The following is an 18,370-nucleotide window of genomic DNA, read 5'->3' as shown; positions in this document are numbered from 1 at the left end:
GCATGGTGTGTTCGCGTCTTTTGTGATGGATCCCATCACGGCCCGGGATCAGTCCGCAGCGCTCTTGAGGCCAACCGCCGCTTGGGTATAGCCGCCCGCCGCACCGTCGATGAAGTGGACATGCGTGTCCTCCATGATCGACGGCACGATGCATGTCATCATCGCTTCGTCCTGTTCGTGCAGGCCGAATTGCACGACACCGCGCGCGTTTTCGAGGATCGACCGCAGCCGCGCCACGGTCGCCGCGTCGCAGTCGATGGTCATTTTCAGCCCATCGTCGAATTTGCGAAAATCCGCGTTCAGGCCCACGGCCTTGCGGTAGTGCCCCGGATCGAAACCGCCCAGCTTGAGGTTGGTTTTGAGAAACAGAAACGCCATCATGACCTCAAAGGTGATCTTGCCCTTGCTGGCCTTGGTTCCGTCGGCGCCGGGCACATGCGCCTCAAGCGCGGGGGCGTTCTTGGGCCAAGTCAGGGCGGGCCCTTCGGCGGGGATCGGATGGCCGCCCCGGTCGAGATGGCGCACGACCTCTAGAACCTCTTCGACAACGCGCGCCACGGCGGCGGTGTCGGCGCCCGGTGCGGGCTGGATCAGAACGGACAGGATGGTGCCCTGCCGCGATTTCATATGGCTCCACCGGCAGCTGAGCCCTTCGAGGTTGGGCACAGTACCAGCTGGGGCGGGTGGTACGGTTTCCTGCCCTGCCTTCATCTGCGCTTCGGCCCAGGCGACGCCGCCGCCTGCGAACATGGCGTAATCCACGCCCTCCGTGACCTGATAGCGGGCGACGGCCACGTCCTGTCCTCCGGCGCGGATGTCGGCCACAGGATAAAGCCCGATCCGCAGGCCCATCCCGAACTCCGACTGAGCCCAGACCTGCACCGCGGCAAGCGCATCCGCGGCGGCCTGCCTGTGTTCAGGCGGGTGCGCAAACGCTGCGCCGTCGCCGCCAAAGACATAGGGGAATGCGCGGCCCGCCGCGCCGTTGATCTGGGCCGAGATGACGGCCGCGCCGATCATGTTCACTGTCTTGTACTGACCAGAGGCGATGGCCTTGGTCGACCCGATGATGTCGGACGTGCCCACGACCCAGTCATCCGGCAGCGGCGTGTAGTTGGCCGGATCGGCCAGTGGCGCAAAGGCCCGCTGCCGCGGCACGCTGTCGTAGAACATGACCCCACTCCCCTTGTTGGTCTCGACCCTAGCACGCGGATGCACCTTGCGTCAGCCCGGTGCGCGTGTCACGTGGACCGCAGGGATTGGAGACATCATGAACACCGGGTTGCTGCTGTTGGCTCTGGCCTATGTGCTGAGCCAGTTTTTCCGCGCCTTTCTGGCGGTTTTGACCGCACCGCTGCAGAACACTCTGGGGATTGGACCGGATGTTCTGGCCACCGCGTCGGGCATCTGGTTCCTGGCCTTTGCGGCGATGCAAATCCCTGTGGGCTGGGCACTGGATACGTTGGGGCCACGGCGGACGGCCGGGTGGCTGTTCCTTGTCGGCGGGGGCGGTGGTGCCGCGCTTTTTGCCGTGGCGCAGGCGCCGCTTCACATCCATGCGGCGATGTTTCTGATCGGGGTGGGATGTTCGCCCGTGCTGATGGCCAGCTTTTTCATCTTTGCCCGTGAATTCCCACCCAGGACATTTGCGACGCTGGCCGCGCTGATGATTGGCGTTGGCACTATCGGCAACCTGATCTCGAGCTATCCGATGGCCTATGCGGCGGAAACCATCGGCTGGCGCAGCGCCATGTGGGTGCTGGCGGCGACCAGCGCAGTGATTGCCCTGGGCTGCCTGCTGACCGTGCGTGATCCGGCGGCCAGCGACGAGGCCGGTCAGGGGTCGCTGATGGATCTGTTGCGCATGCCCGTCCTGTGGCTGATCATCCCGCTGATGTTCGTGAACTATGCGCCCGTGGCGGCGGTGCGGGGGCTTTGGATCGGGCCCTATCTCGGGGATGTCTTTGACCTGAACGTATCGCAAATCGGGCTTGCCACGCTGGTGATGAGCCTTGCGATGATCGTGGGCACCATCGCCTATGGCCCGATGGACCGCATCTTTGGCACCCGCAAATGGGTGGTGTTCGGGGGCAACGTGATCACGCTTGGCCTGCTGGTTGCGCTGATCACGTGGATCGGACGCGATCCCGTCCTGTCGATTGCGCTCATGGCGGCGATCGGGTTTTTCGGTGCCACGTTTCCGGTCATCATCGCCCATGCGCGCAGCTTCTTTCCCGCGCACCTCACCGGGCGGGGCGTGACGCTGATGAACCTTTTCGGCATTGGCGGCGTGGGTGTGATGCAGACGCTATCGGGGCGCATCCACACGGCCACCGCGGGCAGCGATCCGACCGCGCCCTATGTCGCGATCCTCGGCTTTTTCGCGGTCTCACTGCTGGTGGGTGTGATGCTCTATGCCCTCACACGGGACGCGCGCGACTGAGGCCCCTTTTCCCCGGCAGCCTTTGGGTATAAGGCGCACCCACCTACCCGAAAAGGAGTAAATCATGGGGTATCGTGTCGTCGTCGCGGGCGCCACCGGCAATGTGGGCCGCGAAATGCTGAACATCCTGGCAGAGCGCCAGTTTCCTGTGGACGAGATTGCCGTGCTGGCAAGCCGCCGTTCGCTGGGAACGGAAGTGACGTTCGGGGACAAGACGCTGACGACGAAGGACCTTGATACGTTTGACTTCACGGGTTGGGACATGGCGCTGTTTGCCATCGGGTCCGACGCGACCAAGAAATACGCGCCAGCCGCGGCCAAGGCGGGGTGCGTGGTCATCGATAACTCATCGCTTTACCGCTATGACCCCGATGTGCCGCTGATCGTGCCCGAGGTGAACGCCGACGCCATCCACGGCTATGCCAAGAAGAACATCATCGCCAACCCCAACTGCTCGACCGCGCAGATGGTTGTGGCGCTCAAGCCCTTGCATGACCGCGCCAAGATCAAGCGCGTCGTGGTCAGCACGTACCAATCCGTGTCCGGCGCCGGGGCTGCGGGCATGGACGAGCTGTGGGACCAGACAAAGGCCGTCTACAACCCGACGACCGAGGTCGAACCGGCCAAGTTCACCAAGCAGATCGCGTTCAACGTGATCCCGCATATCGACGTGTTCATGGACGACGGCTCCACCAAGGAAGAGTGGAAGATGGTCGCTGAGACGAAGAAGATCGTGGATCCCTCGATCAAGGTCACGGCCACATGCGTCCGTGTGCCGGTGTTCGTGGGTCACTCCGAATCGATCAACATCGAGACGGAGGATTTCCTCGACGAGGACGAGGCGCGCGACATCCTGCGTGAGGCGCCCGGCATCATGGTGATCGACAAGCGCGAGGACGGCGGTTACGTCACGCCGATCGAATGCGTCGGCGATTTCGCCACGTTCATCAGCCGCCTGCGGCAGGACAGCACGATCGAAAACGGTCTGAACTTCTGGTGCGTCAGCGACAACCTGCGCAAGGGGGCTGCGCTGAACGCGGTGCAGATTGCCGAACTGCTGGGCAACAAGGTCCTGCAAAAGGGCTGACCTGCATTGATCTCAGGTATGGCGGCGCAACGTCCGCCATACCCCACCTGCACGAGACGTGCACATATTCCCCTTTAGCTCTGCGCATCATACGTGCACCATCGGATCACCGATCATAATCAGGTGACCTTTATGCGCGCATTTGCCCTTTGTCTTACGCTCCTGCCCTTTCCCGCATTGGCGGACACGTTCACGCTGAACGCCCCGCCCACGGCTGTGACCGCCTTTGCCTCCGGCGCGGTGGTCACGCGTGAAGTCAGCATTGATCTGCCGGCGGGCGCGCACAGCCTTGTTGTTGCCGACATGCCCCGGTTCACCGTTCCCGAAGTCATTGATGTCGAGCTGAGCGGGGCGACCGTGCAATCGCGCAGCTGGTCGGCACAGGACAACGCCCCGTACCGCGCCCCGCGCACCCCCGAATGGCAACAGGCCAAGGCAGCGCTTGATGCCGCGACAGAGGCGCTGGCGGCGCGGGACGACGCGATTGCACTGGCCGAGGCGCGCGCGCAAGCCGCACAGGATCAGATCACGTTCCTCAATGGCATCACCTTGCCGGATGAGGCGGCGTTGGACGTGGACGCCCTGCGCGCCATTGGCCAATTGATCGCCTCCGACGGCACGGCGGCACGGGCGGCGATAACGCAAGCCACCGCAGAGGCGCGCAGCCTGCGCGCAGGGCGCGATGATCTCGCCTTTGCCGTGGCCGAAGCGCAGGCCGCCCTCGATGACGCGACATCGCCAAATGCGAACCCTGCCGCCCTGACGTTGAACGTCGTCGCACCGGCGGACACCACGGCCACTGTCACAGTGCGCTACATCGCGCAGGATGTATCCTGGCAACCGGTCTACCGCGCCGCGCTGAACGGTGACGATACGCTGCAAATTGATCGCGGTGCGTCCATCCGCCAGAACAGCGGCGAAAACTGGAGCGATGTTGCGCTGACCCTGTCCACGCTGTCGCCGTTGCAAGGCACCGATCCCGGCACGCTCTGGCCGCTCCTGCGCCGCATCCAGGACCCGAACGAGCTGCGCAAATTGCAGGTGACATCGCGCAGCGCCGGAGCGTCGGCAGATATCGCAATGGAGGCCCCCGTCATCGTCGAAGAGATGGTCGCCACGGCGGATTTCTCTGGCGTCGGTGTCAGCTATGCCCTGCCTGGCACGGTTTCGATCCCCACGCAGCGGGACGCCCTGCAAATCGCGCTGGACACGCTGGAGTTCGACGCGGACCTCAGCGCCCGCGCAGTGCCGCGTCTGGATGAAACCGCCTTTCGGCAGGTCGCCTTTACCAACTCATCGTCCGAAATCCTGTTGCCGGGCCAAGCCACGCTTTACGTCGACGGTCAGCTGGTCGGGATGACCCAGATGGACAGCCTACCGCCCAACGCGGACACCGACATGTTCTTTGGCCCCATCGAGGGGCTGCGCCTGACCCGCACGGTTCTGGACCGCAACGAAGGGGATCGCGGGATCATCTCGCGGTCCAACGAAGAACGGGAGGAGATCCGGCTCGAAGTGGAAAACCTGACCTCGCGCAGCTGGGCCGTCGAACTGCGCGAAAGCGTGCCGTTCTCGGAACAGGAGGATCTGGTCATTGACTGGTCCGCCTCCCCTGCGCCGGATGTGGACGGCGTCGATGATCGGCGCGGTATCCTTGCGTGGGATCTGGAGCTGGCCGCCGGTCAGACACAGCGTGTGTCGCTGGAAACGCGGATCACGTGGCCCGAGGGTCAGACGCTGCGGTAACGCATCACGAAACAACGGCGAAAGGTCGGGCGCGCGCCGCAGCGCCCGACCCCGCAATATGTGTGTTCTGGTCCTTGTCGGGTGCAGGACTGCGACCGCCTGCGGCCACGAACAAAATCGGCACAAGTGGAATGAAATCCGTAAGCGGATGGTAATGCCGAACGGGTATGCCGTGGGCCAATACACAGTGCCGCGGCACACACGCCGCAGAATCGCCCGATCTTGGGGGTTCCGCGCGTGGCCGTGCCACGGGGCTGATCCGCAGGCAGGCACAGCGCAAGAGATATCGGCAGGTTTTGTACGGTAGCGAGTAGTGGAAATGGTACGTAACGAGTGCGGGGCGCGCGGGGTCACACCGGCGCGCCCTTGCACGGCATCAGAACCGTTCGGCCCGCAGCACTTCGCAATCGCTGACCGTCACGACGCCAATGTGACGTTCGACCACCGCAAACGCCGCCTCCAGCATTTCATCCAGCCGCTCGGGCCGGATCACGCACAGGACCTGCACCATGCCGGTGCCCCGGCTGATCTGGCCTTCGCGGCTCCATGCGCCGGACCGGCCCGACCCGCCCAGCACCGGCAGGATGGTCCAACCGGTCACACCGGCCTCTTCCAGTGCATCGGTCAGGCGGGATTGCATGACCTGTTCGATGATGATGGCCACTCGTTTGGCCTGATGGGTTTGCATGGCCTATCCTCCGGTCAGCGCGCTGGCCACGGCCACGTATACGGGCAGGCCAATGGTCAGGTTAAACGGAAACGTCACACCCAGTGACAGCGTCAGGTAAATCGACGGGTTCGCCTCGGGCAGGGCCACGCGCATCGCCGCAGGCACCGCGATATAGCTGGCCGAGGCCGACAGCACCATGAACAGCGCAACGCCCCCCGTGCTCAGTCCCAGCAGCAGCCCTGTGCCAAGGCCAAGCGTGGCGCCAACCAGCGGCATCACCATGCCAAAGGCCAGAACACCGGGCCGCAGCACGCCGGACCCACCGCGCAGGCCGCGCCCCGCCACCAGCCCCATATCCAGCAGGAACAGGCACAGCACGCCCTGGAACGGCGACACGATGAACGCCTCGATCTTGACCAGCCCGTCCACACCCGTGATCCAGCCAATTGCGAAACTGCCGACCAACAGCACGATGGAGCCGTTCAGCATGATCTCGCGCAGCAATTCCGGGTCCATCCGGCGGCTGTCGCCCCCGCGCGACACCAGCCACAAGGCCGACAGGATCGCGGGCGCCTCCATCGCGGCGGCCACCGCAACCATATAGCCTTCGGATGCAATCCCGCTGGCCTCCAGCACCGATGTGCCCGCCACGAATGTCACGATGGAGATCGAGCCGTAATGCGCCGCCACCGCGGCGGCGTCCAGACGGCTGAGATTGCCCAGCACCTGCAACAGCGCAAAGGCGATCAGCGGCAACACGGCGGACAACACGATCCCCGCCAGCAACGACAGCGCCAGCGTGCCGTCGATCCCGTGATCGGCCACGCTCACCCCGCCTTTGAACCCGATCGCAAACAGCAGATAGATCGACATGCCCTTGGCCACCGCTTCGGGAATGTTCAGATCGGACCGCGCCAACGCCGCCGCCACACCCAGCGCAAAACTGAGAATGATCGGCGACAACAGGTTCGCAGCCGCGAGGCTCAGGATATCTTGCATGGGTGTCCTCGTCCTTGGGGGCCACAGTCGATTGGCCCGGATCAATCAGCCCGGGGTCGGTCAGATTTTCACGAAACCCTGCTTCGGCCCCGCAAATTGCGCCAGCGACGCATCGCCAATGTCGGTCCACAGCCCATGCAGGCTGAGCGATCCGCCGTTCACCCGCTCTTCGACAAAGGGAAAGCTCATCAGGTTTTCGAGCGATGTGATTACCGCCTGCTCTTCCATTTCCTTGGCCTGCTGCGCCTCGTCCGTGATCGCCTCCACCACACCGAACTTCGGCCGCAGGATGTCCAGCCACCGGCCCACGAAACTGGTCTTGTCATCCAGTTCCGGCGCGCGGCCCGCACACATGTCGATACAGCCCTTGACCCCACCACATTTGGAATGCCCCAGCACGATAATATGCGCCACTTTCAATACGTTGACCGCATATTCCACCGCTGCCGACGTGCCGTGATGCAGCCCGTCCGGCTCATGTGGGGGCACCAGATTGGCGATGTTGCGGTGGATGAAGTATTCCCCCTGATCCGCCCCGAAGATCGAGGTGACGTTCACCCGGCTGTCACAGCACGCAATGATCATCGCACGCGGGCGTTGCCCCTCTTCGGCGAGGCGCTGATACCAGGCCTGGTTCTGCGCATAGGTGGTGGCCTTCCAACCCTGATAGCGTTGCAGGAAATAATTGGGCAACGGTTTGATGCGGTGCATGGGTTGCGGTCCCCTCTTCGTACTTTGACTGGGGCCATTAAACCGTATTTGCAGCGAATTCGAGTGAAAAGACGCGTCGCTCCTAACGATTTGGGAACCCGTGACCTGCATATCAGAGCCGTGCCGTGGGGGCGCAAAACAGGTGTGAACGAGGTGAACCAGTTGACGACACTTACGCAAATACGTCCCGTTGAGGACGTTCATGTGGATCACGAACGGCTTGGCGCGCTCTATACGGAAATGGGCCACGCGGGCGCAGAGGACGTGGTGTGCCGCGCCATGGAAGAACTCGCGTTGCGCATGTCCCATTGCGATCGGCTGTTCCGGACCGAAAACTACGAGGAGTTGCGGAAATCCAGCCGTTCGCTCATCGCCATCGCGGATCAGATCGGCATGCACCTCGTCACCCGCGTGGCGCAGGATGTGATCAATTGCATCGATGCCGGTGACCGCGTGGCACTTGGCGCGACAATTGCGCGGCTCATGCGGTCTGGCGAAGGATCGCTTGCCGCGATCTGGGACTTGCAGGACCTGACAATCTGACCGCGGCGCCGGACGCCCGCCCCGTGTTGCAGGTCCGGTGCCTTTCGCACTAGGGTCCATCGGGAACGCAACCACGCGGTGCCCCAATGACCCTAACCTTTGCCCCCGACACGCCCGACGCCATTCCCTTGCACCTCGTGTCCGAGGACGCGTGCGCAAGCTGGGCAGAGAAAACCGGCCCGGTGGCGCAAGCCTGGGTGGCGGCCAACGGCTTTACCGGCGCTCTGGGCCAGGCGATTGCAATCCCCGGCCCGGACGGCGCGCTGACTTGCGCGGCCGTCGGCTATGGCACCCCAGACAGCCGCGCGCGCACCCGGTTCCACCTTGCGGCAGGGGCCGCGAAACTGCCCGCAGGCGCTTACGCCTTGGCAACCGTCCCATCGGATGCGGCACTCGACGTCGAAGCGCTCGGCTGGCTGCTGGCCAGCTACCGGTTCGACCGTTACAAGGACCAACGCCCGATGCAGGCGACACTGGTCGCCCCGTCCGGCCTCGACACTGCACGCATCGAGGCACAGGCGCAGGGTGAGGCGCTCACCCGCACCCTGATCAACACCCCCGCCAGCGACATGGGCCCGCCCGACCTCGAAACCGCGGCCCACAACCTCGCCAACAGCTTCGGTGCCACGCTCACCGTTACAACGGGCGAGGATTTGCTCGCAGGCAACTTTCCCCTGATCCACACCGTGGGCCGCGCCGCCGACCGCGCCCCGCGCTTGATCGACATGGCATGGGGCGGCAGCGGCCCGGCCCTGACCCTCGTGGGCAAAGGCGTCTGCTTTGACACCGGCGGGCTCAACCTCAAACCCAGCGGCGCAATGGGCCTGATGAAGAAAGACATGGGCGGGGCCGCCCACGTGCTTGGCCTTGCGCATATGATCATGGCCACGGGCCTGCCCGTCCGCCTGCGTGTCCTTATCCCCGCCGTCGAAAACAGCGTCGCGGGCAACGCCTTCCGCCCGGGCGATATCCTGAACAGTCGCAAGGGCCTCACCGTCGAAATCAACAACACCGATGCCGAAGGCCGCCTCGTTCTTGCCGACGCGCTGGCCCTGGGCGACGAAGACCCGCCCGCGCTCATGATCTCCATGGCGACGCTCACCGGCGCGGCGCGCGTGGCCGTGGGCCCGGACCTCGCTCCCTACTACACCGATGATGCACCCTCCGCCGCCGCGCTCGAACGCGCCGCGGCGTCCCAATCCGACCCGGTTTGGCGCATGCCCTTCCACCCCGGCTACGAGAGCATGATCGAACCCGGCATCGCCGATCTCGACAACGCGCCCAAGGGCGGGTTTGCAGGTTCGATCACCGCCGCCCTGTTCCTGCGCCGCTTTGTCACGCAAACGCCCGCTTACATGCATTTCGATGTCTACGGCTGGCAACCCTCCGACGCACCCGCGCGCGCCAAGGGCGGCGTGGGCCAGGGCACGCGCGCCCTGCTCGCCGCATTGCCGGAGGCCCTGAACCTGTGACCGACCCGCGCGTCACACCCGACCCGCACCTCGTGGACGGGACAACACCGGCGCAAATCACCCGCCCACATGCCGATCTTCTCCGGGCCCCGGACGGCCCCCGCGACCGCCAGCTCCTTCTGGGGGATCCCGTCACGATCCTCGGCAACCGCGCGGACCACAGCTATATACGCTCGGGAAAGGACGGCTATATCGGGTTCGTGGCGCAAACCGATCTCGGTGCGCGGACCCCGGCCACCCATATGCTCACCGCACCCGCCGGTCACGCCTATGCCGAGGCGACGTTCAAATCCCGCGAAACCGCAGCGCTCAGCTTCGGGGCGCATGTCACCGCGCTGTCGGAAACGCCGGACTATATCGAAACCGCGCTTGGCCATATCCCGCGCGCCCAGCTTACCCCCTGCCCCGCGCGCGTGACACCCACGGACGCCGCCCGGAAACTCCTCGGCACACCCTACCTCTGGGGCGGCAACACCCGGGCCGGGATCGACTGCTCCGGCCTGGTTCAAATCGCCCTGCGCGCGGCAGATATCCCCTGCCCGGGCGACAGCGACCTGCAACAGGCTGCGTTCACCCAGATCCCCGAAGACCAGCGCACCACAGGTGACGTGATCTTCTGGAAAGGCCACGTGGCCCTGCTGCTCGACGCGGAAACGATCATTCACGCCAACGCCCACCACATGGCCGTGACGATTGAGCCGCGCAACACCGCAATCGCGCGCATCGCGCAAAAGGAATTCGGCGCCGTCACCGGCTATGCGCGCCCTGCATCTTCTGGCTGAAAATACCATCGGGGAAGTTTGAAGGGGCAGACAGCCCCTTCATCAGAAAAAATGAATCGCGTGCGCGCCAGCGCTCAATTGGATCACTCGACCGCGCGGATCAACTTGCGCTCCAACACCCGCAGCACCGTCTTCAGGTCATGACCGCGCCGCAGGATCTGACCATCCATGCCAATGACCGCATACATGCCCTGCCGGCCACGCAGCTTGGGCCGTTTCTCAATGCGGTAGAGCGGGTTTTCCGCCGTGCGCCGAAACACGGAAAACACCGCCACCTCGCGCAAGGATGAAATGCCGTAATCCCGCCATTCTCCCGCCGCCACCATACGCCCGTACAACGACAGGATCACGGACAACTCGGTGCGATGAAACGCAACCTGCTCTGGCGGCTTTTCACGCAGGTTCGAAGGCGGCGGTGTGTGCAAACTCATCCCCAGACACTTGCGCGCCCCGCGCCCGAATTCAAGAGCGCTGTGCACCGGGCCTTGAATACGTTACAAATTCCGGGCAACCTGCGCATATCTGAAACGCTTTGGGAGGGGCGCAGATGACACCGCAAGCCCGCGCAGAGCAAAGCGCGCAGGCCCTCTGGGCCGGTGACCACGCCACCCAAAGCCTTGGCATGACCCTGCAAGACATCGCACCGGGCCGCGCGGCCCTGACGATGACCGTGCGCGACGACATGCTCAACGGCCACGGGATCTGCCATGGCGGATATATCTTTACCCTCGCCGACAGCGCCTTTGCCTTTGCCTGCAACAGCTACAACCAATGCGCCGTCGCCCAGACGAACCAGATCACGTATGTCACCCCCGCCAGACCGGGCGAGGCCCTGACCGCCACGGCCACCGAGGCCGCGCGCGCAGGACGCTCGGGCACATATGACGTGACCGTCACCGGCGACGACGGCCGCACCGTCGCGCTCTTTCGTGGCCAAAGCCGCACCATCAAGGGTCAGCATTTCGACGAGGACACACAGACATGAAAGACCTCACACCCGATCCCGCCACGCTCGATCCAATTGAGACCGCCAGCCGCGACGAAATCGCCAACCTGCAGCTCTTCCGGCTCAAGAAAACCCTGCGCCACGCCTATGAGAATGTGCCGCATTACAAGGCGGCGTTTGACGCGGCGGGTATCCATCCAGACGATCTCAACGACCTCGGCGATCTGGCAAAGTTCCCGCTCACGACAAAGGCCGATTTGCGCGCAAACTACCCCTTCGGCATGTTTGCCGTGCCCCGCAATCAGGTCGCGCGCATCCATGCGTCCTCCGGCACCACCGGTCAGCCAACCGTCGTGGGCTACACGGCCAACGATCTGGATGTCTGGGGCAGCGTCGTGGCCCGTTCCCTGCGTGCGGCGGGGATGCGCACGGGGGATCTGTTGCACAATGCCTATGGCTACGGCCTGTTCACCGGCGGGCTCGGCATCCACCTCGGGGCCGATGCGCTTGGCCTGACGACCGTGCCGGTATCGGGCGGCATGACCCCGCGACAGGTCCGGCTGATCACCGATTTTGAACCCAAGGGGATCACGGTTACGCCGTCCTACGCGCTCTCCGTGCTCGACGCCTTTGCCGAGGCCGGAATAGACCCGCGCGACAGCAGCCTGGAGGTCGGGATTTTCGGCGCCGAACCGTGGACAAATGCCATGCGCGCCGAAATCGAAGAGGCGTTCGACATGCACGCCGTGGACATCTACGGGCTCAGCGAAATCATGGGGCCCGGCGTGTCCATGGAATGTGTGGAAACCAAGGACGGCCTGCACATCTGGGAGGACCATTTCTTCCCCGAGATCATCGACCCCGAGACCGGCGTGCCGGTGCCCGACGGTGAAATGGGCGAACTGGTGTTCACCTCCCTGACAAAGGAGGCGTTCCCGATCATCCGCTACCGCACCCGCGACCTGACCCGGCTCCTGCCGGGCACTGCCCGGTCGATGCGGCGCATGGAAAAGGTGACCGGCCGCAGCGACGATATGATCATCCTGCGCGGTGTAAACGTGTTCCCCACCCAGATCGAGGAATGCTTGCTGGCCACACCCGGCTTTGCCCCCCATTTCCAGATCGAACTGACCCGGAACGGGCGCATGGACGCGATGTGCATCCACTGCGAGGGTGGCGGTGACGCCAGCGCGCTGTCCGACCGGATCAAACAGACGCTCGGCGTCACGGTCACCGTAACCACCGGTCCGCACGGCAGCGTCGCACGCTCGCAAGGCAAGGCAGTCCGCATCATCGACAACCGATAGGGGACAGCGCGGGGATGCTCGGTTCAAAAGCGCCGGGGACACCCCGCTTACCACCAAATGTCAGTTGACAACGCCGCACCCCGTATTGCTTCATTCGGAATACGGGAATCTTTGTGTGACACTTTCGTATGGCTTGACGGAGGCCGTGCGTGGCATCACACGTGAAGCAGTGGGTGCAGCACATTGGTTGATATCACGGGCGCCGTGCCTGTCATGGGCGTGGTCACAGGCACAAGCCGCGTGCTTGCACAGACAATCAAACTGCTCAAACCCGACCTCGGCGAAACGCTGAAAAACAAAAGCCACCTGAATGGGTACATCCGGTACAGAGTGCCGGAAAACCACCGGGTCACACGGGCATTCCGTTCCGCATGGGCACTGGCGACGGTCAGTGTTCTGAAGATCGCAGAGGACGCCGCCGATGCCGGCGGCATGGCTTCGGCGCAAAAAGAAGAGTTGCGTCGCGTTTGCGCTCTGGCCCGCGAAGCGGCCCAAGCGCTTCCGGTCGATGGCAAACGGAACGAGGCTTTCCCCGAAAGCCCGATTGATGATCATCTGGAGCTGGTCCTGAATATGGTTTCCGACCATATGCTTCGGCAAACCCGCCCGGATGACCGCACGCTTTTGAACTCTGAATTTGTCGCATGGCTGGATGTCAAAACGGGCCAGCATGGCGAACCGATGCCACCGCTTTTGACCAGCGTGATAGAGGGGCAAGAGGGTGTGGACCACGCAGAGGGGCGCAGCTTTGCCTACCTGCTCGTGGACAAGATCGCCCATATCGCACGCAATCCGCAGCAGTATTCCGATGATGCCAATTCCCTGAGCATCGCAATCGAGCGGCTGGAACATCGGACTGTCGAACGATTGCTGAATGAAATCCTGATCGAGTTGCGTAACCCGCAGGATGTAGCAGACCTGCGCGCTGTCCGCGAACAGGTGGCGACGCAGTACGATAGCCTGAGCGGACAACTGCGCGCGGCGGAGGACAAGATTCGCGGCGACGTCAGCGGCGTTCGGGACGACATCAGAGATTTGACCGACGCGCTCGCGCCGAACTTCAACGACGCCCGTCGGTCATTCGGATTTGACGAAGGCAAACCCAACCTCGTGCTCTGCGGCGCGGAAACCGACGCGCCATGGCTGGACAGCTTCGAACAGACCGTCAGCGTCATGATGGGCAAGTTAACCCAAGACTATGATCTCGGAATGCGGCGATGGGACCTGGGCAACCGGTCGCTTGAGGATGCTTTTCAGGCCGGTACCAAGTGGCGGCAAGTGCTCCAGTCGCCCGATGCGCCGCATGGTGGCACGGTTGTTCTGCTGCCCCGCGACATCGGCGACCCGCTCCCCTCGGACACCACGTTCGAGGATTTCCTGTGCGAACATGCCTGTCTTGCGTCACCGGACGCGCCGTCCGGTCTCTACTTTACCGACGCGCATACCGCAGAGGAACGCAGGGCCATGCACAAAAGCGGCGCAGTGCCTGTGACGGTCCTGACCCGCTTGATCATGGAAACGCACCTCGCCGGGCGTCCGCTTCAGGTTTTCGACCAAGTACCACCAGAGGAGCGGTCCGGACGGGAGCAAAACCTGATTGGCTGGCTGGAGCAGATCCGCATTCCCATGATCCGCGATTTCGCGGGCGAAGACGACGCATTCGTCGTTGGGCAACTGCTGAACCGTATCCTCGAAATTCCGGCCGATGTTGTGGTGAACCCGTATCTCCGGCTGGAGCACTTCGTGCCCGCGGATCAGGAAAACTACCATGGGCGCCAAGGGGCACAAGAACAGGTTCGCAGCTTCTTTGACGCGCAGGCAAAGGCAGGAAAATCGCCTGTGCTGCGCGTCGAAGGCCCGAGCGGTGTTGGCAAATCCTCGTTCATGAACGCGCGCGTCGCGCACCTGGCGGAAGAGTTCGGTTTCGACTACGTCACCTTCCGCCCGACCGACATCATGTTCCGCCGCAGCGGCGGCCAACGCCCCCTCGAAGCATTCTGCCAACACCTCGCATCAGAACTGGGCTGGGCCCCACCGGAACAGGACTTTCCGCTGATCTCCTGCCCCGATCTCGACAGCGCCGCAGCGCAAGCCGAAGAGTGGTTCAACAAGGAGCGGACGCGTCACAACCGCAAAGTCCTGATCGCCATCGACCAGTTCGAAGAAATCCTCGACAGCATTGCGAATGATTGGAACGGCGCGGCGTGGAACAAGCTGATCACTATGATCGAGGCACTGATCGGGCCCGAGGTCGCAGTGGTCTTCACGCTGGAAAGCAGCCGCAAGGACCTTTTGGCAACATCCATGTCCGACCGTGTTTACGGCCGCGCAAGCGGGATTGTTCTGGACGATGATCCGGAATTCCTGCGCGCCGTCATCGTGCGCCCGTTCACTGTGGCGGGGTTCAGGCTTCATGAGGATACGGTCGAAACACTGCTGACCGAAGCGCTGAAATACGGCACCAGCGCGGGCGAAACGATCTCTGCGCTGCCGCTGCTGACCCTAAAACTGCATGCGTTGTTTGAGACCGTCGTCGAGCGTATTCCCCGTTCCAACGACAGCCTTATGAGCGATCTCGTGGACGTTCCCCCGAATGACATCCCGATCCAGCTCGACATCGGGTCCGAGATTGACAGTCTTGGCTGGGGGGCCTGGAACAAGGTGTCCGGCACAGAGGCGGATTTCGATGCGTTCATGCGGCCCTTCGTACGGGTGGTCAAATCCGATGGCGATGAAAAGGGCCGGATGGTGTTGGCCACGGTGCCGAACCGGGGTTTTCATGCCGTGCAAGACCGGCAGGCCGCCTTTGAACAGGCCCGTCTGATCGTCCCCGCCCCCGGTGGCAGCCGGCTCGCGCATGAGGCGGTCATTCGCCGCTGGGACAAGGCGCGGGATTGGTTCGAAGGTGTCCGGGACAAGCTGCAGGAGGAAACCGATTTCCTCGAACGTGCGAATGTCTGGGATCGCAAGGGGCGTCTACGGGTTGACACGGCCAGCGCCGAAGACATCGTGATCGCCGCCCGTATCCTCGGCCACCGGACCACCGACTGGGCGGTCATCGACGTGCCCAATCTGAACCCCCGCACCCGGGCAGAGCGCGCCTTCTGCCTCCAGCATCTGGACCTTGCCACGGACCCGCTTCAACCAGTCGAGGCGTCGACATATGGGTCGCTCTTTGTGCACCTCGCGGCGAGCTATGGGCGGGTCGACCTCATGCGCCGCTTTCTGGAGACAGATCGGCACGTGATGGACCTGCCCCGCGCCGATGGCCGAACGCCCCTCATGGCCGCCGCCTTTGTCAGTGACGAGATGGTCGGGTTCCTGCTCGAAGAGGGAGCCAATCCAAACGTTCTGGAAGAGGATGGATGGACCGTCATCGATGGAGCAATCTGGGGCGAGCGCGACGATATTTTTGAACGCCTTTCTCCCATAGTAAAATCTGACAATACCAGTCCCATCGTCAACGATGATGGAAGCACGGACCATCAACCCTGCATCAATGCACTCTACTCCGCTGCAGCGATGGGTCGGCTCGATCTGATGCACGAGTTGGAAGAAAAGGGCTGGAAACATGATCAAGAGACACGCGGAGGCACGACACCAATAATGGGAGCAGTTGCCTCTGGCAGCATCGATGTCCTGAAACACTGTATTATCCGTGGCGCAGTTCCGACCCATCGTCCCGGTGGCGGCAATAATGCTTTCGACAAGGCAGCATCGCTCGGAAAAGTCGACATTCTGCAGGAACTGTTGACCCACCCCAAAGGCAAAGATTGCATAAATGCACAACCGGAAGGCGGGAATACTCCGTTGATGCTTGCCGCATTTGCAAGACATGCTGACGTGATCACGTTCCTCCTGAATGCGAACGCGAAGGTAAATGTCAAAGGTGGCCCAGCCTCCGCTGCCGATGGCGGCAACGCCCTGCACTGCGCGCTGGACTGGCTGGGCCGGTTTGATGGCAAGGCAACGCGGTTCATCGTCGAACCCACCCGCCGCGCGGTCGCGGCGTTGCTGACCAGCGACGCGCTGGACGTCAACCTCGTCGCCGCAGACGGGCGGTCACCCTGGCAATTGGCGCAGCATCACGACAGCATCCGCACCCTGATTGAAAACCACCCGCGCTTTGACGTGGCCAGCTTGCCCGCAAACAGCAAGTCACCGCTGCATATCGCGGTGCAGAACGAAGACCGGGACAAGATTGAAACGCTGCTCGAACAGGCGTCCTTCCGCGCGCTGGTCAACAAGACAGTCGACAGCGTGAACCCCGCCAACGACATGATACGCATGGGGATGGGCCGCCTCGTTGCGGATCTCATTGCCGCGAATGAGCTTGATCCGTGGCCAGCCGACGGCAACTCCCTCTTTGACGAGGCGTGGTTTGCAGGCGACGACGACCTTGTGGCCGCGATACGCGAACGCATGCCCGATACGCTGTCCGCCCCGTCCCTCATTGCCGTTCTCAAAACCGCCGAAACCGGCAATCCAAGCGGCACCACGAAGCCCAGCCGCGTGCCGGACATGGCACTGATTGATGCCTGCATCGCACGCGCCGATGGGCAGGCGACGCTGAATGCAGCGCTGCTTTTCATGGGGCAACGCGGCGCGGTCGCGTTGTTCCGCAAACTCGTCGCTGCGGGCGCTGACCCGGCTGCGACAGATGAATGGGGCCGCACGATCCTCGAGCGGTCCGCAGACGTCGTGATCGTGGCCGAGGGCGGCACCAAGGATGCATGGCCAGTGAAAGACGACGGACCGGTCACATTGCCGTTCATGGACGAAGAACGGGCAACACTGGCCAGAGGCGATCTCGAAGAGATCACCGCTATGATAATCGGATGGGGCGCGGATGCCCGCCGCGACACATGGGGCCGCACGGCGGTCGACCTTGTGCCTGACGCGCTTCAGGCCGAGCTGGCAGAACTGGAAGAGGCGAAATGACCACGCAAGAGACCCTGGACTTTTTTCACCCCGGTCATTCCAAATGGGCCAAGACCGGGACGCGGTGGCACGACACGGTGCGTGAAAAGCTGCCCGAGATCCCCTGGTCCGACAAGACCGAGATCAAGGCGCAGCACCTGTCGTTTTATCCGGATATCACGTTTCTCATGGCCAAGGACCCCGCATGGGAGCCGGGCAACGCCTTTGTCTACATGCTGGAGCATGCAGGCGAGCTGACCCTTCTCAATGGGACATCCCCGCCGATCCATGCGCTTAACGGCGACGGGCTGCTTGATCTGAACCAGGACACGGTGATTGATTACCTGCGCTTTTTCACGTTCTTCGTGCGCGGCGAAGAAGGACCGTTCTATATCGCCACAACCCTGGACGCGCCATATGCGCCGGATGTTCTGCGTGCGGGCGGCCCTGGCGACCATGCGGAAACGCAGGAAATTTTCGCAAACATCCACCAATCCGTCCGGTCGTTCGGGCGTGATCAGGATGGGAACTGGCTGGTGTCGGTGACCGTGGTCTATTCCAATGCCGTCTTCATCAGCGACTTCATCATCCAGCCGACCGGCATGATCGAAATGAAGGACGACACCCCCGTCATGGCCGATCTGCCGTCCAAGATCGACGCGCCACTGCAACCGGACCGCGCCATCGCCGGAACCCTGCACTAGATACGGGCGCCTGCGGTACGGTCTGAGGGGCTTAGCGTCC

The 18,370-nt window shown here is 63.2% G+C and carries 15 protein-coding genes; 10 read left to right on the top strand and 5 right to left on the bottom strand.

The genetic code is table 11. The features are described 5' to 3' along the window. Window positions 1-48: 48 nt before the first annotated feature. The gene (locus tag ACERHN_RS11510) at window positions 49-1,173 is read right to left on the bottom strand and encodes a DUF3095 domain-containing protein (RefSeq protein ID WP_415919170.1); all 1,125 of its coding nucleotides are present in this window, start codon (window positions 1,171-1,173) and stop codon (window positions 49-51) included. A 97-nt stretch (window positions 1,174-1,270) separates the two neighbouring features. On the opposite strand from ACERHN_RS11510, the gene ACERHN_RS11505 reads away from it, so the two are divergent. The 3 genes from ACERHN_RS11505 (at window position 1,271) to ACERHN_RS11495 (ending at window position 5,276) form a co-directional block, all read left to right on the top strand. Continuing rightward, complete coding sequence (locus ACERHN_RS11505) at window positions 1,271-2,443, top strand: MFS transporter (RefSeq protein ID WP_415919169.1); 1,173 nt, start codon at window positions 1,271-1,273, stop codon at window positions 2,441-2,443. Between the two features lie 64 nt (window positions 2,444-2,507). Then, the gene (locus ACERHN_RS11500; protein ID WP_415919168.1) at window positions 2,508-3,530 is read left to right on the top strand and encodes an aspartate-semialdehyde dehydrogenase; all 1,023 of its coding nucleotides are present in this window, start codon (window positions 2,508-2,510) and stop codon (window positions 3,528-3,530) included. Window positions 3,531-3,662: 132 nt separating this feature from the next. Further along, window positions 3,663-5,276, top strand: coding sequence for a DUF4139 domain-containing protein (locus tag ACERHN_RS11495; protein WP_415919167.1), 1,614 nt, complete (start codon window positions 3,663-3,665; stop codon window positions 5,274-5,276). 376 nt (window positions 5,277-5,652) lie between these two features. On the opposite strand, the gene ACERHN_RS11490 is transcribed toward ACERHN_RS11495, so the two are convergent. Genes ACERHN_RS11490 through ACERHN_RS11480 form a run of 3 tightly spaced genes read right to left on the bottom strand, consistent with a single transcriptional unit; the run spans window position 5,653 to window position 7,656 of the window. After that, on the bottom strand, window positions 5,653-5,964 hold the full coding sequence (locus ACERHN_RS11490) for a P-II family nitrogen regulator (protein ID WP_415919166.1): 312 nt from the start codon (window positions 5,962-5,964) through the stop codon (window positions 5,653-5,655). A gap of 3 nt (window positions 5,965-5,967) precedes the next feature. Further along, window positions 5,968-6,945 (bottom strand): sodium-dependent bicarbonate transport family permease, encoded by a 978-nt coding sequence (locus tag ACERHN_RS11485; RefSeq protein ID WP_415919165.1) that lies wholly within the window; start codon window positions 6,943-6,945, stop codon window positions 5,968-5,970. Between the two features lie 60 nt (window positions 6,946-7,005). Continuing rightward, window positions 7,006-7,656 (bottom strand): carbonic anhydrase, encoded by a 651-nt coding sequence (locus ACERHN_RS11480; RefSeq protein ID WP_415919164.1) that lies wholly within the window; start codon window positions 7,654-7,656, stop codon window positions 7,006-7,008. 90 nt (window positions 7,657-7,746) lie between these two features. On the opposite strand from ACERHN_RS11480, the gene ACERHN_RS11475 reads away from it, so the two are divergent. From ACERHN_RS11475 to ACERHN_RS11465, 3 genes are all read left to right on the top strand, one after another. Then, window positions 7,747-8,199 (top strand): hypothetical protein, encoded by a 453-nt coding sequence (locus ACERHN_RS11475; protein ID WP_415919163.1) that lies wholly within the window; start codon window positions 7,747-7,749, stop codon window positions 8,197-8,199. A gap of 86 nt (window positions 8,200-8,285) precedes the next feature. Then, window positions 8,286-9,671, top strand: coding sequence for a leucyl aminopeptidase family protein (locus ACERHN_RS11470; RefSeq protein ID WP_415919162.1), 1,386 nt, complete (start codon window positions 8,286-8,288; stop codon window positions 9,669-9,671). Continuing rightward, the gene (locus ACERHN_RS11465) at window positions 9,668-10,453 is read left to right on the top strand and encodes an NlpC/P60 family protein (protein ID WP_415919161.1); all 786 of its coding nucleotides are present in this window, start codon (window positions 9,668-9,670) and stop codon (window positions 10,451-10,453) included. Before ACERHN_RS11470 ends, ACERHN_RS11465 begins: the two co-directional genes overlap by 4 nt. Before the next feature lie 83 nt (window positions 10,454-10,536). On the opposite strand, the gene ACERHN_RS11460 is transcribed toward ACERHN_RS11465, so the two are convergent. Then, window positions 10,537-10,884, bottom strand: a complete 348-nt coding sequence (locus ACERHN_RS11460) for a DUF2794 domain-containing protein (RefSeq protein WP_415919160.1) — start codon at window positions 10,882-10,884, stop codon at window positions 10,537-10,539. A gap of 116 nt (window positions 10,885-11,000) precedes the next feature. Between ACERHN_RS11460 and paaI the strand changes: the two genes are divergently transcribed. The 4 genes from paaI (at window position 11,001) to ACERHN_RS11440 (ending at window position 18,330) form a co-directional block, all read left to right on the top strand. Beyond that, complete coding sequence (paaI, locus tag ACERHN_RS11455) at window positions 11,001-11,438, top strand: hydroxyphenylacetyl-CoA thioesterase PaaI (RefSeq protein WP_415919159.1); 438 nt, start codon at window positions 11,001-11,003, stop codon at window positions 11,436-11,438. Continuing rightward, a complete protein-coding gene (gene paaK / locus ACERHN_RS11450; RefSeq protein WP_415919158.1) occupies window positions 11,435-12,706 on the top strand; it encodes a phenylacetate--CoA ligase PaaK in 1,272 nt (423 codons plus the stop codon). The genes paaI and paaK overlap by 4 nt, the downstream gene beginning before the upstream one ends. Window positions 12,707-12,889: 183 nt before the next feature. Beyond that, a complete protein-coding gene (locus tag ACERHN_RS11445; RefSeq protein WP_415919157.1) occupies window positions 12,890-17,647 on the top strand; it encodes an ankyrin repeat domain-containing protein in 4,758 nt (1,585 codons plus the stop codon). Next, window positions 17,644-18,330: a hypothetical protein gene (locus ACERHN_RS11440; protein WP_415919156.1), complete on the top strand. Its 687-nt coding sequence runs from the start codon at window positions 17,644-17,646 to the stop codon at window positions 18,328-18,330. The genes ACERHN_RS11445 and ACERHN_RS11440 overlap by 4 nt, the downstream gene beginning before the upstream one ends. Window positions 18,331-18,370: the final 40 nt, after the last annotated feature.

This window comes from Tateyamaria rhodophyticola (assembly GCF_047777875.1).
Lineage (GTDB): Bacteria > Pseudomonadota > Alphaproteobacteria > Rhodobacterales > Rhodobacteraceae > Tateyamaria.
This window is presented reverse-complemented; position numbering and strand designations above follow the sequence as displayed.